16 protein-coding genes and 1 riboswitch are annotated in these 12851 nt (G+C 70.4%); of the genes, 6 read left to right on the forward strand and 10 right to left on the reverse strand.

Annotated elements, in window-relative coordinates; all coding sequences use genetic code 11:
• Positions 1–111: 111 nt before the first annotated feature.
• Together RND61_RS28605 and RND61_RS28610 are read right to left on the reverse strand one after the other, a co-directional pair.
• Positions 112–504, reverse strand: a complete 393-nt coding sequence (locus RND61_RS28605; protein WP_315881036.1) for a hypothetical protein — start codon at positions 502–504, stop codon at positions 112–114.
• Positions 501–851 (reverse strand): hypothetical protein, encoded by a 351-nt coding sequence (locus RND61_RS28610; RefSeq protein WP_315881037.1) that lies wholly within the window; start codon positions 849–851, stop codon positions 501–503. The genes RND61_RS28605 and RND61_RS28610 overlap by 4 nt, the downstream gene beginning before the upstream one ends.
• 74 nt (positions 852–925) lie before the next feature.
• On the opposite strand from RND61_RS28610, the gene RND61_RS28615 reads away from it, so the two are divergent.
• From RND61_RS28615 to RND61_RS28640, 6 genes are all read left to right on the forward strand, one after another.
• Positions 926–1138: a DUF397 domain-containing protein gene (locus RND61_RS28615; RefSeq protein WP_315881038.1), complete on the forward strand. Its 213-nt coding sequence runs from the start codon at positions 926–928 to the stop codon at positions 1136–1138.
• A gap of 32 nt (positions 1139–1170) precedes the next feature.
• Positions 1171–1533, forward strand: a complete 363-nt coding sequence (locus RND61_RS28620; RefSeq protein ID WP_315881039.1) for a hypothetical protein — start codon at positions 1171–1173, stop codon at positions 1531–1533.
• 22 nt (positions 1534–1555) lie between these two features.
• Positions 1556–2062 carry a protein kinase domain-containing protein gene (locus RND61_RS28625; RefSeq protein ID WP_315881040.1) on the forward strand — a complete coding sequence of 169 codons (507 nt, stop codon included), beginning with the start codon at positions 1556–1558 and terminating at the stop codon, positions 2060–2062.
• The gene (locus RND61_RS28630; RefSeq protein WP_315881041.1) at positions 2059–2586 is read left to right on the forward strand and encodes a GNAT family N-acetyltransferase; all 528 of its coding nucleotides are present in this window, start codon (positions 2059–2061) and stop codon (positions 2584–2586) included. The genes RND61_RS28625 and RND61_RS28630 overlap by 4 nt, the downstream gene beginning before the upstream one ends.
• 527 nt (positions 2587–3113) lie before the next feature.
• Positions 3114–3263, forward strand: a complete 150-nt coding sequence (locus RND61_RS28635; protein ID WP_315881042.1) for a hypothetical protein — start codon at positions 3114–3116, stop codon at positions 3261–3263.
• Between the two features lie 82 nt (positions 3264–3345).
• Entirely contained in the window at positions 3346–4035 is a 690-nt protein-coding gene (locus RND61_RS28640) for a hypothetical protein (RefSeq protein WP_315881043.1), read from the forward strand.
• Positions 4036–4423: 388 nt separating this feature from the next.
• Here the strand turns inward: RND61_RS28640 and RND61_RS28645 are convergent, their stop codons facing one another.
• The 8 genes from RND61_RS28645 to RND61_RS28680 form a co-directional block, all read right to left on the reverse strand.
• Positions 4424–4807: an actin-binding ADF family protein gene (locus RND61_RS28645; RefSeq protein ID WP_315881044.1), complete on the reverse strand. Its 384-nt coding sequence runs from the start codon at positions 4805–4807 to the stop codon at positions 4424–4426.
• A 271-nt stretch (positions 4808–5078) separates the two neighbouring features.
• Positions 5079–6524, reverse strand: a complete 1446-nt coding sequence (locus RND61_RS28650; protein WP_315881045.1) for an NF041680 family putative transposase — start codon at positions 6522–6524, stop codon at positions 5079–5081.
• A 354-nt stretch (positions 6525–6878) separates the two neighbouring features.
• Entirely contained in the window at positions 6879–7718 is an 840-nt protein-coding gene (locus tag RND61_RS28655) for an aldo/keto reductase (RefSeq protein ID WP_315881046.1), read from the reverse strand.
• Positions 7719–8067: 349 nt separating this feature from the next.
• Positions 8068–8982 carry a Ppx/GppA phosphatase family protein gene (locus tag RND61_RS28660; RefSeq protein WP_315881047.1) on the reverse strand — a complete coding sequence of 305 codons (915 nt, stop codon included), beginning with the start codon at positions 8980–8982 and terminating at the stop codon, positions 8068–8070.
• Positions 8979–9587 (reverse strand): DUF501 domain-containing protein, encoded by a 609-nt coding sequence (locus RND61_RS28665; RefSeq protein ID WP_315881048.1) that lies wholly within the window; start codon positions 9585–9587, stop codon positions 8979–8981. Before RND61_RS28665 ends, RND61_RS28660 begins: the two co-directional genes overlap by 4 nt.
• A 60-nt stretch (positions 9588–9647) precedes the next feature.
• The gene (locus RND61_RS28670) at positions 9648–10121 is read right to left on the reverse strand and encodes an FtsB family cell division protein (protein WP_315881049.1); all 474 of its coding nucleotides are present in this window, start codon (positions 10119–10121) and stop codon (positions 9648–9650) included.
• A 100-nt stretch (positions 10122–10221) separates the two neighbouring features.
• Positions 10222–11511 carry a phosphopyruvate hydratase gene (eno, locus tag RND61_RS28675; protein ID WP_449343284.1) on the reverse strand — a complete coding sequence of 430 codons (1290 nt, stop codon included), beginning with the start codon at positions 11509–11511 and terminating at the stop codon, positions 10222–10224.
• A gap of 322 nt (positions 11512–11833) precedes the next feature.
• Positions 11834–12520 (reverse strand): transglycosylase family protein, encoded by a 687-nt coding sequence (locus tag RND61_RS28680; RefSeq protein ID WP_315881051.1) that lies wholly within the window; start codon positions 12518–12520, stop codon positions 11834–11836.
• Between the two features lie 3 nt (positions 12521–12523).
• A riboswitch (cyclic di-AMP (ydaO/yuaA leader) is annotated at positions 12524–12693 on the reverse strand.
• Between the last annotated feature and the right edge of the window lie 158 nt (positions 12694–12851).

The raw sequence follows: 12851 nt of genomic DNA on the forward strand, positions 1-12851 counted from the left end.
AGCGGAACTCCCGACGGGCCCGCCCCCGAGCCCACCGAGGCCCGCGGAGTACCCGACCGGCCAACGCGGAGGGACGTACCGAAGGCCGGCTTCCGCGAAGTCCCGGAAGCCTCAACCGTCCGACCAAACCGGCCGGTACACCTGCCGCACGCTGTTGCCGGGCATCACCCACGGCCGCACCCGCCCGGCCAGGATCAGCACCCGGCCACCGGGCCCGTTCGACCGCATGTCCTGGACCTGATAGATCCGCCCGCCCTCCACCCGGACCCAGTCCCCGATCCGCACGGCCTCCGGCGTGGTGTCCACCGGGCGGGTGCCCGGCGGGACCGGCTGCTCGGGCGGCGCCTCCTTGACCAGCCGGCAGCGCGCCGCCACGGCCCGCCACCTGTACCCCTGACAGTCCTCCAACTCGACCACGCCCAACTGCCGGTCGCACACGACCCCCACGGCGTCCCGCACCGTGTCGTAGACCAGGTCGCCGACGCCGTACCGCCCCCTCCTCACCGGGCGCCCACCCCGCGTTCCTCCCACTGCTCCCAGGTGTGCGGCCCGTCGTGGTGGCGGTACCTCGCGCACGCGTCCATACGACTGGGGCTGAGCGACGCGCAGTCGTCCAGGACGACCAGGACGACCGTGCGGAGGGCCGCATCGCTCGACCACTGCGCCCACAAGGCCCTCGCCCTCGCAGCCGGGGCCGCGTCCAAGTCGACCACGCAGGCGCGGTGCGGCCCGTCGTGGCCGCCGGGCTCGTCGCAGTACAGCCGGCCCTGTTCGGCCTCGTCCGGCCATTGGGCGGTGATCGCGGCTCGAAGGGCCACCGGCAGTTCCTTGCCGGACCAGCATCCGATCACGGCGCCTCTCCTCCGTCCACATCGCCGGATGAGTCGGCTGAGCTGATCGACTCTATTTCGAAGGACTGTTACTCATGAGCCACGCCGGAATCTCGGAAACCGACTGGACCAGTTCTAGCTACAGCCAGGCAAACGGCGGCGAGTGCGTCGAATGGGCTCCCGCGTACGCCGTCGCGCACGACGTCGTGCCGGTCCGCGACAGCAAGCGCCCCACCGGGCCGGTGCTGAAGGTGTCGCCGGTGGCGTGGACCGGCCTGGTGACGATGGCGGCCGGATCCCAGGTGTGACGTCACGACACCCCGGAGACGGAGATCCGCCCGTGGTCGGAACGCCACCTCCCCCCGGTGAAGCCCTCGCCCACCTCCGGGACCGCGTCGGCCGGCCCCGCACGACCCGGCTCCTGAGCGACCGGCGCGGCTCTCGCACCTGGAAGGTGCACGGCCCGCTCGGCGCCGTCGCCGTCAAGGCGAACAACCCCGATGACGAGACCGCCCGTAACAAGGCCGCGGAGATCGCCCAGGAGGACAGCCACATCACCCGCCTCATCGACGCGGGCGCGCTGAACCCCGGCTACCGGGTGGGTGCCGGCACCTGGGACGGCGGCCGGTGGATCGCCGTCCGGTGGGTCGACGGCACCCCCCCTGTGGCGTACGTTCGCCCTCGCCCGCGGCCCCGAAGGTGACCGTCCCTCCGTACGCCCGTGGTTGCTCGGGATCGCCCGCACCTGGGCCGAGAGCCTCGCCCGGCTGCATGCCGCCGGCTGGGCCCACGCCAATGTCCAGCCCACCAACACCCTCGTGGCGGACGGCCGCGCCGTACTCATCGACTACGCCCTCGCCTGCGGTCCCGGCGACGGCTCCCGCCTCCCCTACCGGGGAGCCCTCACCCACACCACCGCCCCGGAGATCGCCGCCTCCGTCCTCGCCACCTCCGCCGACACCCACGTCCAGGCCGCGCCGCCCGCCGACGTCTGGGGCCTCGGCGCGTCCCTGTTCTGGTGCTGGACCGGACACCGCCCCGTCACCTACGACGACGCCGTGGACCGGCCGGAGAAGCTGCGGGCCATCGCCGAGGGCAGGACGCTCCCGATCGCCGGAGTCCGGCCCTGGCCGTTCCCCGAGTTCGAGGAAGTGGTCACCGCCTGCCTGGCTCCCGCCCCGGAAGACCGCCCGACGGCCGCCGCCGTCACCGGCATGCTCACCGGCAAGTGATCACGCTCCGGGAACTGGCCGCGGCCGACGTCCCGGCCGTCCGGCGGGTCTACAGCGGTGCGTCCGTCCGCTTCACCCACGACCGTCCGTACACCACCGGGCAGGCGCACGACCGCGTCAGCCGCGCCCTCGCGGCAGCCCGCGAGAAGCCCCGCGTCCGGTGGGACTTCGGCGTCGTCCACGGCTGGGACCTCGTCGGCACCATCTCCCTGCGGCTGCGGGAACCGGGCCTCGGCACCCTCGGCTACATCCTCCGCGAGGACACCTGGGGCCGCGGTTACACCACCCACGCCGCACGGCAGGTCGTGGCCTTCGCCTTCACCCTCGCCGGCCTGGACTGTCTGGAGGCCAAGCACCACCCCGGCAACCCCGCCTCCGGCCGGGTCCTCGTGAAGGCCGGCTTCACCCGGGTCGGCACCGCCGGCCTGCCCCACACGGACGGAGTCGTCGTGCCGTACCCCGTCTACGGGTTTCACCGCGCCCTGTGGGCGTGCGGCCGGACCGGACCGGAAGGGCGCCACTGAGCTTGTTCTTTATCTTCCGGCCCCATGCCGTAGGAGTGGCCGGAAGATAAAGAACAAGTTAAGGAGGCCGGCGACGAGGACTGCGTGGCGCTCGCCGGGGTGTGCGCGCACGGCCCGTTGTGCTCAGCAGGAACGGGCTCAGGAAGCAGGAAATGCAAAGAAGTTGACTCCCTCGCTTATTTGATCAAGCTTCGGGCACCCACGCTCGTGAAAGCCTGAGGCTAATTTGGCCGGTTTGACAGTCTGCTGGTGGTGGGGGTGTTGCGCGGGTGGTGTCGGATGAGCTGTGGGAGTTGTTGGGGTGCTGCTAATGAACAGCGCAGCATCCGACATGTAGCTGAGTGTGATGTTCAAGTGGTGGATTCGGGGTGTCGCCCTCGGGAAGGGTGCGGTAGACGGTGGCGAGGTGGCGCTCGCCGTTCCTGTCGGACAGGGTGACGAGCCCACCCTTGGTGACAGCTTCGCGCTGGGCACCCAGGGCGCGGGCGTACGGAGCATGTCGTCGTCGACGACTTTATGCGTGCCGCATGAGCATCACGCTCAGCTACAAGTCAGCTGGTTCGCCGCTCGTTAACGGCACCCCAAATCTGGCCACGCACCGCTCCAAAAAGGTGGTGACGGCGGTGTCGCCGGCGATGGCGCACTTGAACTGCGTACCGACGGCCCCGAGTATGTGACTGACGAGGGGGCAGCAGAATCCGTCGCCGCCCCGGCCTCGGATGCGAATGAGGCCATGCATTCGACCGAAAGGAAGATCGAGTGACGTTTCTGGACACCGCCACGCACCTCCAAGACAAGGACGGGAAGCAGCGGAGCCTGCTGTTCCTCGGGTCGAGTTGTCTGGAGCTGAACTGGAGCGACGGCATCGCCTTCTGGGGGGCGATCAGGCAGTACAACAAAGGCGTCACCTGGAATGAATTACAGCAGTGGGGGTTCGACAAGGACATCGATGCGGCCGCAGATCTGACGGACGTTGTCGGCAGCCCGTGCACGATGCTGTTCAAGGGGGACCAGTGCGTGGTCCTCAAATGGGACGAAGGCATCGACTACCACGGGAAGATCACGGGGTACAAGAAGCACTGGGCGGACCTGCCGAAGGGGTTCGACCGTGACCTTGACGCGGTCATGCAGATAGAGGACCAGGGCGGCCCGTGCACCATGCTGTTCAAGAAGGACCAGTGCGTGGTGCTCAGCTGGAACCACGGCATCCAGTTCCACGACAAGATCACCGCGTACGAAGGTCCCTGGCGCGACCTGCCGAAGCCGTTCAGCAAGAGCCTCGACGCGGTTGTGCGGATGGCGAACGACGAAGACGGCAACCAGCAGAGCCTGCTGATCAAAGACAGCCAGTGCCTGGTGCTCAACTGGGAGAACGGCTTCAGCTACGACGGCGAGGTCACGGGTTACTCGCAGGCGTGGGCCAACGCCTACAACAGACTGACGGGTTAACCGCGGCCGCCGGACGCCACGAACAGTGAGGTCCGCCGGTCGCTGACGCGGTGCCGGGCCCGGGCCCGGATGCGTCGGGCCCGGTGCCGTGGCCACGTCAGCGCTGCACCGCGCCTTGCGTTGGAGGATGTTGCGGTCTGCCGCGCGGCAATATCTCCTGCGCCCGCGCGGTGGTCCGTACCAGTCTGGGCGGGACTGCTTCATAGTCCTTGGGACCGTACTTGCGGCGGGGCCTCTTCGCTGCCTTGAGCGGTTGAACCCTTGGCGCCGTCTGCCGGCATGCGACCCGGAGGAGTGTCTCGCGCCGGATCGCACGCCTTGTGGCCTGATGGTCAACCGGTGGGCAGCCGGGCACCGCGCGGTGCCCGCATCGGCACGGACACCGGTGTCAGCGGCCCCGCCTCACCTTCTGTGACACAACCTCGTAGGACACCTCGTCGTAGTCGATGGCCTGCACCTCGTCTGTGATGCTCCACAGGGCCCTCCTGAGGTCGCTGCGGCAAGTGGCCTGGACCATCCTCTCCTTGAAGTAGGCCTCCTCAGGTGACCACGTGATTAAGCACAGTCGGCGTCCCTGGAAGTCGAAGCCGTAGACGCCCCAGCGGCACTCGGAGGCCGGGAGATCCGCGACGAACGCGTCGTAGTCACCGCTGTCGCCGACCTTCTCCACGACGATCTCGGTGCTGCGGTCATTGAGCTTGAGGATCAGGTACCTGTGCTTCCCGGCCTTCACCTCATCGGCTTTCACCATGCACTGCTCGTCGACGTCCACGGTCCGCACAGGCTGACTCCCTTCGGCTGATGCTTGGTGTCACGCTATCGGCCCACTCCGCCCCCCGCCCAGGGCCTGACGGAGACCGCTGGGCGGGCACCGAACGCCACAGCAAGCCGAAACCCGCCCTGAGCCTCCGTGGCCTGAGCGTCGGCCGCCGGGCGGGGCGGCGCACAGCCAGACCCTCCAACAGCCCAGGGCGGGCGGAGGTATCCGGCACGATCGAGCGGCCGCGGCTCGGTGCGGGCCTGTTTCTCAGCTTGCTCTTTGTCTACCAAGGTCTTCCAGGCTTGCCGATGGCTTTGAGGGTCTCTGGGCGCTTGAGGGTCTTGCCGACGTCGTAGCGGGGCGCCCGGTGCTTGTTCCGGGCGCCGGGTGGCCGTCCAGGGCCAGCGCCCCGGGGTTTGGGAACACGGGCCGAGCAGGCGAGGTGGGCGCGGATGTTCCTGAACCCCCGGCGGACCCGGGCCGGGGTGAGCCGGTCAGAGATAGTGGGCTTCTCCCAGGGCCGGCGCAGGTCTGCAGCCAGCGGCCGGGCGAGCCGGAGCTGGGTGTGGGCGACGATCAGAATCCAGGTCCAGCGGTCCGCCGCCTCGGGAGTACGCAGCTTCGGAGTGGTCCAGCCGAGGGTCTGCTTGGCGAAGCGGAAGGTGTGCTCCAGGTCGAAGCGGCGGAGAAATGCCTGCCAGAAACGGTCCACGTCGTCCGGTGTGGCGCTGTTCTTGGAGGACCATAACCACACCGGCGGGGCATCGCGGTCCTTCGACAGATGCTCAACCTTTAACCGGATCAACGTGCCCTCTACCAGGGGCAGTTCGCCGTCGTGGTCGAGCCAGGAGGAGCGGTGGGTGAGCCGGGGGTGGACCCGGTCCCATGCCTGTGTCTCGGCCTTGCCGTAGTTGGTGGTTGCAGTGACCGTGGTGATCGCGGGCTCGGGCCACGTCTCCGGCTTGGTGAAGTGGAATTCCGGGCCGTGCTTGGGCGGCCGGCCGCCCTTCGGGTCGTAGACACGAGGCGGCTTCGGCAGTCGCATGACGCGGTCGGAGCGGACCCGGCCGACCAGCTCGACAGGCAGATCGCGCAGGACCCAGGCCAGGCGGGTGACGTCATAGCCAGCATCGCTGACGATCACGATGTCCGGGTCCCCGGCCTGCCACTGGCTGACGGCGATGAGCCGTTCAACGACTCCCCGCAGCTGGGCGGCAGTGACCGCCGTCGCGTCGTCCACCAGTCCCAGCCGGACCGCGTCCAGGATCGCAGTCCAGGACGTGGCACCCGGCTCCAGGACGGCGACGAAGGAGTAGGGCCAGCCCGGAATGAACTGCGACGCCGTCTTCGCCCGGCCATAGACATGGCAAAACAACCGCTCGGCCGAGCACGGCGCGTCCGAACGAAGCCACGGCGACACATCGACCGCCAGGACCAGGCGCCCGCCGTCGAACCGCGGCAGCGACAGCCCGGCCAGCACTATCCGTAGCCGATCCACGTCGATCCGGCCGTGATTCAGACCGCCGTACATCGCTCCGTGCCCACGACGATGCTCGGGCAACAACGTCAAGTCCACCGGAGACTTCACCGCACCGTCCGCACACAACACCGCGTCTGCCAGCTCGAACAATGCATCCCGCCGAGCGGTCAGACACTCGTAGAACTCGCCCCGGAAGCGTGACGCTTCCGCAAGCGCTTCCCTCCGGACAGCACCAGGCAGCAGACTCACCTCACGGCCTTTGTCGTGATCACGTGCACTTTGGTCGGAGCACAGGATCAGACGAAGGCCGCCTCTGCGTTCGGCGAATCCACACGTGAGCGACTCAGTTCGAGGCACCGTTCGAGGCCGGAAGATAAAAAACAAGCTGAGGGCGTGTTTCCAAGCCCCGGTTCTGATCTGAACCCGCTGTCGCAGATCGTCCATGAGTTCCCCAGCGCCGCGACGACGTCGAGCAGCCGACCTGCGGGCTCGTCCTCGCTCCGGAGTTGCCCAAGCGTCATGACGTCCCGGGCCCGGTGGCGGTGGGTTGCTGGAGGCGCGTCGTCGATTGCTCGCCCCGGTCGTGGCCGAACAGGCGGAGCCCTATGCCACTTCGAGCAGGCGGTCGAGGCGGTCGCGGTGCGCCGGGGTCATGGCGAGACGCTCCGCAGCGAGGTTCTCCTCCAGGTGATCGATCCGGGCAGTGCCAGGGATCGGGAGGATGACGGGTGAGTGGTCGAGGAGCCAGGCGAGGGCGATCTGCGTGGGGGTGGCGTCGAGTTCGGTCGCCACGGAGGCGACCTCGGCCTTCGCACCTGACGTGCCCCAGGCGACGGGTCGCCACGGCAGGAACGCGATTCCTGCCGCTTCGCAGGCCGCGAGCACGGGCTCGTGTTCGCGGTCGAGCAGGTTGTACCGGTTCTGCACGCTCGCGATGTCGACGATCTCCCGGGCCCGGTTCAGCTCGTCGACGGTGACCTCGGACAGTCCGATCCGGCCGATCTTGCCCTCGGCCCGCAGGTCCCGCAGCGTGCCGACCTGGTCGGCGAGCGGTGTTTCGGGGTCGATGCGGTGCAGTTGGAGAAGCTCGATCCGCTCGACCCGCAGTCGGCGGAGCGCCTGCTCGACCTGCTCCCGCAGCACGGCCGGCCGCCCGTCGAGCCTCCACTCGCCCGAGGGGCCCGATCGGGCGACGCCGACCTTGGTGGTGATCAGCAGTCCGTCCGGGTAGGGGTGCAGGGCCTCGGCCAGGAGTTCCTCACTGGCTCCCCCGCCATAGAGGTACGCGGTGTCGATCAGCGTGACACCCAGTTCGACGGCCCGCCGGGCGACCGCGAGAGAGGTCTCGCGGTCCGGGCCCGGTTCCGTCGGCAAGTGCATGGCCCCGAACCCCAGCCGCCGTACTTCCAGGTCCCCGCCGATGCAAAACGCGGTCGATGTCACGTGCCGCCCTCCCCCTCGCTCAAACGGCAACGCTAACAGCGCAGTTGGCCACGGCGAGCGTCCATCGGCAAGGAACGGCCACCGATCAGAACGGCGGCTGCCTGGTCGACGACGGGCTCGGTCCAGAAGCACGCGCCGGGTCGGCCCTCGGGGTGACCCGGTCGAGGAGGGCGGAGGCCGACGGTGGCGCCGGGGCGCGGACGGGCCCCGGGGCGCGGACGACCCCGGGCGCGCGGACGGCCCGGGCGCGAGAGGGGCCCGGGAGCGCGGACGGCCCGGGCGCGAGAGGGGCCGTCGGGCAGGGCGCGGGGGCCCGCCCCGGGAGGCGGGCCCCCGGCGGCGGGCCCGGTCAGGCCAGGGACCAGGCGATCCCGTCCAGGATGTCGTGTTCGCTCACCACGACCTCGGGGGCGTCGATGTGCTCCATGATCTCGCGCAGGACCAGGGCGCCGGAGACGATGACGTCGACCCGGCCCGGGTGCATGACGGGGATCGCGGCGCGCTCCTCGTGGGTCATGGCCAGCAGCCGGTCGGTGACCTCGGCGACCTGCCCGTAGGGGATGCGGGAGCGGTGGATGGCCGCCGAGTCGTACTCCTCCAGGCCCAGCGCGATCGCGGCGACCGTGGTGACGGAGCCGGCGAGGCCGACGAGGGTGTGCGCCTCGCGGACGGGGACGGTCTCCTCGGCCAGGGCGATCGCGGCGCGCACGTCGGCGCGGATCGCGGCCACCTCGTCCTCGCCGGGCGGGTCGTGGCGGACGTGGCGCTCCGTCAGGCGCACGCAGCCGATGTCCACCGACCGGGCCGCCTCGACGTGCGCGGAGCCGACGACGAACTCGGTGGAGCCGCCGCCGATGTCCACCACCAGGTACCGGTCGGTGCCCTCCAGTTCGCGGGTCGCCCCGGTGAAGGAGAACTCGGCCTCCTGGTCGCCGGTGATGACCTCCGGCTCGACCCCGAGGATGTCCAGGACGCCCCGCACGAAGTCCTCGCGGTTCTCGGCGTCGCGGGAGGCGGAGGTCGCCACGAAGCGGACCTTCTCGGCGCCCAGCTCCCCGATGGCGGCGGCGTACTCGCGGCACGCCGCGAACGTCCGCTCCAGCGCCTCCGGGGCCAGCCGGCCCGTGCGGTCCACGCCCTGGCCGAGGCGGACGATGGTCATCCGCCGGTCCAGGTCGACGAGGGTGCCCGCGTCGGGGTCGACGTCCGCCACGAGGAGGCGGATGGAGTTCGTGCCGCAGTCGATGGCCGCCACCCGGGTCACTTCTTCTCCTCCTCGTCGTCGATCGGCTTGAAGGCGAAGTGGCCGTCCGCGTCACCCTCGACGGTCCAACCGTCCTCCTCCTTCGGGGCCACGCACGGCGTGACGCAGGGGCCCTTCGCCCACCACTCCGGGAGCATCGCCAGCGCCTCGTCGCCCAGCGGGTTCACGCCCGGCCCGGCGACCAGGGAGTGGGCGACCAGGACGTGCAGGCACTTCACGCGGTCCGGCATGCCGCCGGCGCTGGGGAAGCCGGTGAGGACCTCGATGGCGTCGCGGCGGGCGATGTAGTCCTCGTGCGCGGCCCGGTAGGCGGCGGCCAGCTCGGGGTCGGTGCCGAGGCGCTCGGTCATCTCCTTCATGACGCCGTTCGCCTCCAGCGTGCCGATCGCGGAGTTCGCGCGGGGGCACGTGAGGTAGTACGTCGTCGGGAACGGCGTGCCGTCGGGGAGCCGGGGCGCGGTCTCGACGACGTCGGGCTCGCCGCACGGGCAGCGGTGCGCGATGGCCCGCAGGCCGCGCGGCGGGCGGCCGAGCTGTTCCTTGAAGGCCGCGACGTCGGCCTCGGTCGGCTCGGTGCGTTCGGTCTGCGGAGGGGGCGTTTCCATGCCTGCCTTGATCCTGCTCGGTCCTGGTGGGGCGCGGGACCGCCGGGGGCGGCCCAGCGGCTATCGGTTCTGCTGGTCGGCGCGGTCCACGCCGTCCCAGACGCTGGAGTACCAGGGCCGGCCGGTGCCGCCCTGGTCGGTGCGGTGCCGCCGGGCCGCCCCGGGGTCGTTCATCGTGAAGGCGGTCTCGCCGGGCATCACGTAGTGGAGGTGCTGGCGGGCGAGCCGCTTGACGTAGGCGTCGTCCTGGAGGCGGGCCTTCTCGTCGCGCAGCCGTTCGACGCGGGCGGCGGCCTCCTCGGCCAGCCGCTCCTGCTCGGCGATCTCGCCGCGCTGCGACACGTACTGGCGCATCGGGTAGGCGAGGGCGACGACCATGGTGCAGACGACGAGGGCGAGGAAGGCGGCCCGGCCGGTGAGCCGGGAGCGGCGCGCCTGGCGGCGGCTCTGGGAACGGTAGACGCGGGCGGCGGTCTGCTCGCCGAGCAGCCGCAGCCTCGTCGCGGTCGAGAACCGGTCCCGGTCCTGGCCCATCGGCTCGCCCCTCCTCACGTACGACGTCCCCGGACACGGTACGGGACCGTGGCCGGGGACGTACGCAACCGGGGGCGACGAGGCGCCGGCCCCCGCTCGTTCAGTCGTTCGCGGGGCGGAACCGCGGGAACGCGCTGCGGCCGGCGTACACCGCGGCGTCGTCGAGGATCTCCTCGATGCGCAGGAGCTGGTTGTACTTGGCGACGCGCTCGGAGCGGGCCGGGGCGCCGGTCTTGATCTGGCCGCAGTTGGTGGCGACGGCCAGGTCGGCGATGGTGACGTCCTCGGTCTCGCCGGAGCGGTGGGACATCATGCACTTGAAGCCGTTGCGCTGGGCCAGCTCGACGGCGTCCAGGGTCTCCGTGAGGGAGCCGATCTGGTTGACCTTGACGAGCAGGGCGTTGGCGGCGCCCTCCTCGATGCCGCGGGCCAGGCGCTCCGGGTTGGTGACGAACAGGTCGTCGCCGACGAGCTGGACCTTCGAGCCGAGCTTCTCGGTGATGGTCTTCCAGCCGTCCCAGTCGTCCTCGAACAGCGGGTCCTCGATGGAGACGAGCGGGTACGAGGCGACGAGCTCCTCGTAGTACTCGGTCATCTCGGCGGCCGTGCGGGACTTGCCCTCGAAGGCGTACGCGCCGTCCTTGTAGAACTCGGACGCCGCGACGTCCAGGGCGAGCGCGATGTCCTTGCCCGGGGTGTAGCCGGCCTGCTTGATCGCCTCCAGGATGAGGTCGAGGGCGGCGCGGTTGGACTCCAGGTTCGGGGCGAAGCCGCCCTCGTCGCCGAGGCCGGTGGACAGGCCCTTGTCCTTCAGGACCTTCTTCAGGGTGTGGTAGACCTCGGTGCCCCAGCGCAGGGCCTCGGAGAAGGACTCCGCGCCGATCGGGGCGATCATGAACTCCTGGATGTCCACGTTGGAGTCGGCGTGCGAGCCGCCGTTCAGGATGTTCATCATCGGCACCGGCAGCAGGTGCGCGTTCGGGCCGCCCAGGTAGCGGAAGAGCGGCAGGTCGGACGCCTCGGAGGCGGCGTGCGCCACGGCGAGGGAGACGCCGAGGATGGCGTTGGCGCCGAGGGAGGACTTGTCCGGGGTGGCGTCCAGGTCGAACATCGCCTGGTCGATCAGCCGCTGCTCGGTGGCGTCGTAGCCGACGAGCTCCGGGCCGATCTGCTCGATGACGGCGAGCACGGCCTTCTCGACACCCTTGCCGAGGTAGCGGTCCTTGTCACCGTCGCGGAGCTCGAGGGCCTCGAACGCACCGGTGGAGGCACCGGACGGGACGGCAGCACGGCCGGTGCTGCCGTCGTCGAGGCCGACCTCGACCTCGACCGTGGGGTTGCCTCGGGAGTCCAGGATTTCCCGGGCTACGACGACGTCGATGGACGGCACGAGCATCTCCTTCTGGGATGTGACGCATGGAGTGCAGGATCTTTGGCCTTGCGGCAAGAGCCTAACCGCCCCGGAGGGCCGGGGCCCGCGACCGCCCGCCCGCTGGGACGAAAAAGGGCACGAAGCGGTGGATTACGGGGTGAACGGCCGCCACTCCTACTGGACGGTAACCACCTTGAGCGCCCCCGTTCTCATCCGTCCTGGATCGGTTTGCCCCGAAACGGGGAGGCCCCGGCTCGCCGCGTACGGGGGATGCGCGACGAGCCGGGGCCGGCTCGGGGGGAGCGGCCGGCCGGGTGGGTCCGGCCGGACCGCCTCCGGGTCAGCTCAGGTGGAGCTGCTGGCCCGGGTAGATGAGGTCGGCGTCGTCGACGATGTCCTCGTTCAGGTCGAACAGCTTCTTCCAGCCGCCCTTGACGCCCTCGGCCGTGGCGATGGAGCTGAGCGTGTCGCCGGCCTTGACCTCGTACTCGCCGTCGCCCTTCTCGACCTTCTCGCCGGTCGGGGTGGTGACGGTCTCGGCCTTGGCCTTGGGGGCCGCCGCCTTGGGCTGGGCCGGCTTGGGCGCGGTGCGCTGCTCGCTGCGCGTGGTGGGCTCCTCGGCGGTGCGCTCGGCGGCGGCGCCGCCACCGTACGGCGCGTTGGACAGGCCGACGCCGCAGACCGGCCAGGCGCCCTTGCCCTGGCCCGCAAGGACCTTCTCGGCGATCTCTATCTGCTGGGCCTTGCTGGCCCGGTCGGCGGTGGAGGCGTACTGCGTGCCGCCGTACGCGGCCCACGTGGAGGCCGAGAACTGCAGGCCGCCGTAGTAGCCGTTGCCGGTGTTGATGGACCAGTTGCCGCCGGACTCGCACTGCGCGACGCGGTCCCACTCGGAGGCGGTCGCGGCGCTGGCGGACGTGGCGCCCATCAGCGGGGCGGCGACGGCCACGCCGGTGATGCCGGCGAACGCGACGAGACGGACGGCCTTGGACGGGCGACGGTGCTTTCCCTTGCCGGAATTCAGCATGGCGGATCTCCTCACCGACGCCTGCGAGGTGAGCTGTCGGGTTCGGGCCTGGTGAGTGCCCGGCCGCGCGTTGGGCGCGCGGCTTCACCCCGAGCCGGTTCCGGTCGTCTCTCAACGGCCGGGCCCGGCACTTACCTTGGGTCCCCCGCTCCTGCCTACGGCGCTGGAAGCGTCGACTGTTCCCGTCGCCCGGCGGCAGGATTCGGCGTTACCGGTCGGACGGGGCCCGCGGTGGCGAGCGGTATCGACGGTAAGCACAGACCCGCCCCAAGTTCAAAGGGGGACATCCGGGTCAATCCGCCCCTACGCGCCTGCCTCTTGCGGGCGTTTG

This window comes from Streptomyces tamarix (assembly GCF_032423885.1).
Lineage (GTDB): Bacteria > Actinomycetota > Actinomycetes > Streptomycetales > Streptomycetaceae > Streptomyces > Streptomyces tamarix.

Coding starts and splice junctions, on each gene's coding strand:
- RND61_RS28615 (WP_315881038.1), top strand. CDS start 926: ATGAGCCACGCCGGAATCTCGGAAACCGACTGGACCAGTTCTAGCTAC.
- RND61_RS28635 (WP_315881042.1), top strand. CDS start 3,114: ATGAGCATCACGCTCAGCTACAAGTCAGCTGGTTCGCCGCTCGTTAAC.
- RND61_RS28665 (WP_315881048.1), bottom strand. CDS start 9,587: ATGGAAACGCCCCCTCCGCAGACCGAACGCACCGAGCCGACCGAGGCC.
- RND61_RS28670 (WP_315881049.1), bottom strand. CDS start 10,121: ATGGGCCAGGACCGGGACCGGTTCTCGACCGCGACGAGGCTGCGGCTG.
- RND61_RS28680 (WP_315881051.1), bottom strand. CDS start 12,520: ATGCTGAATTCCGGCAAGGGAAAGCACCGTCGCCCGTCCAAGGCCGTC.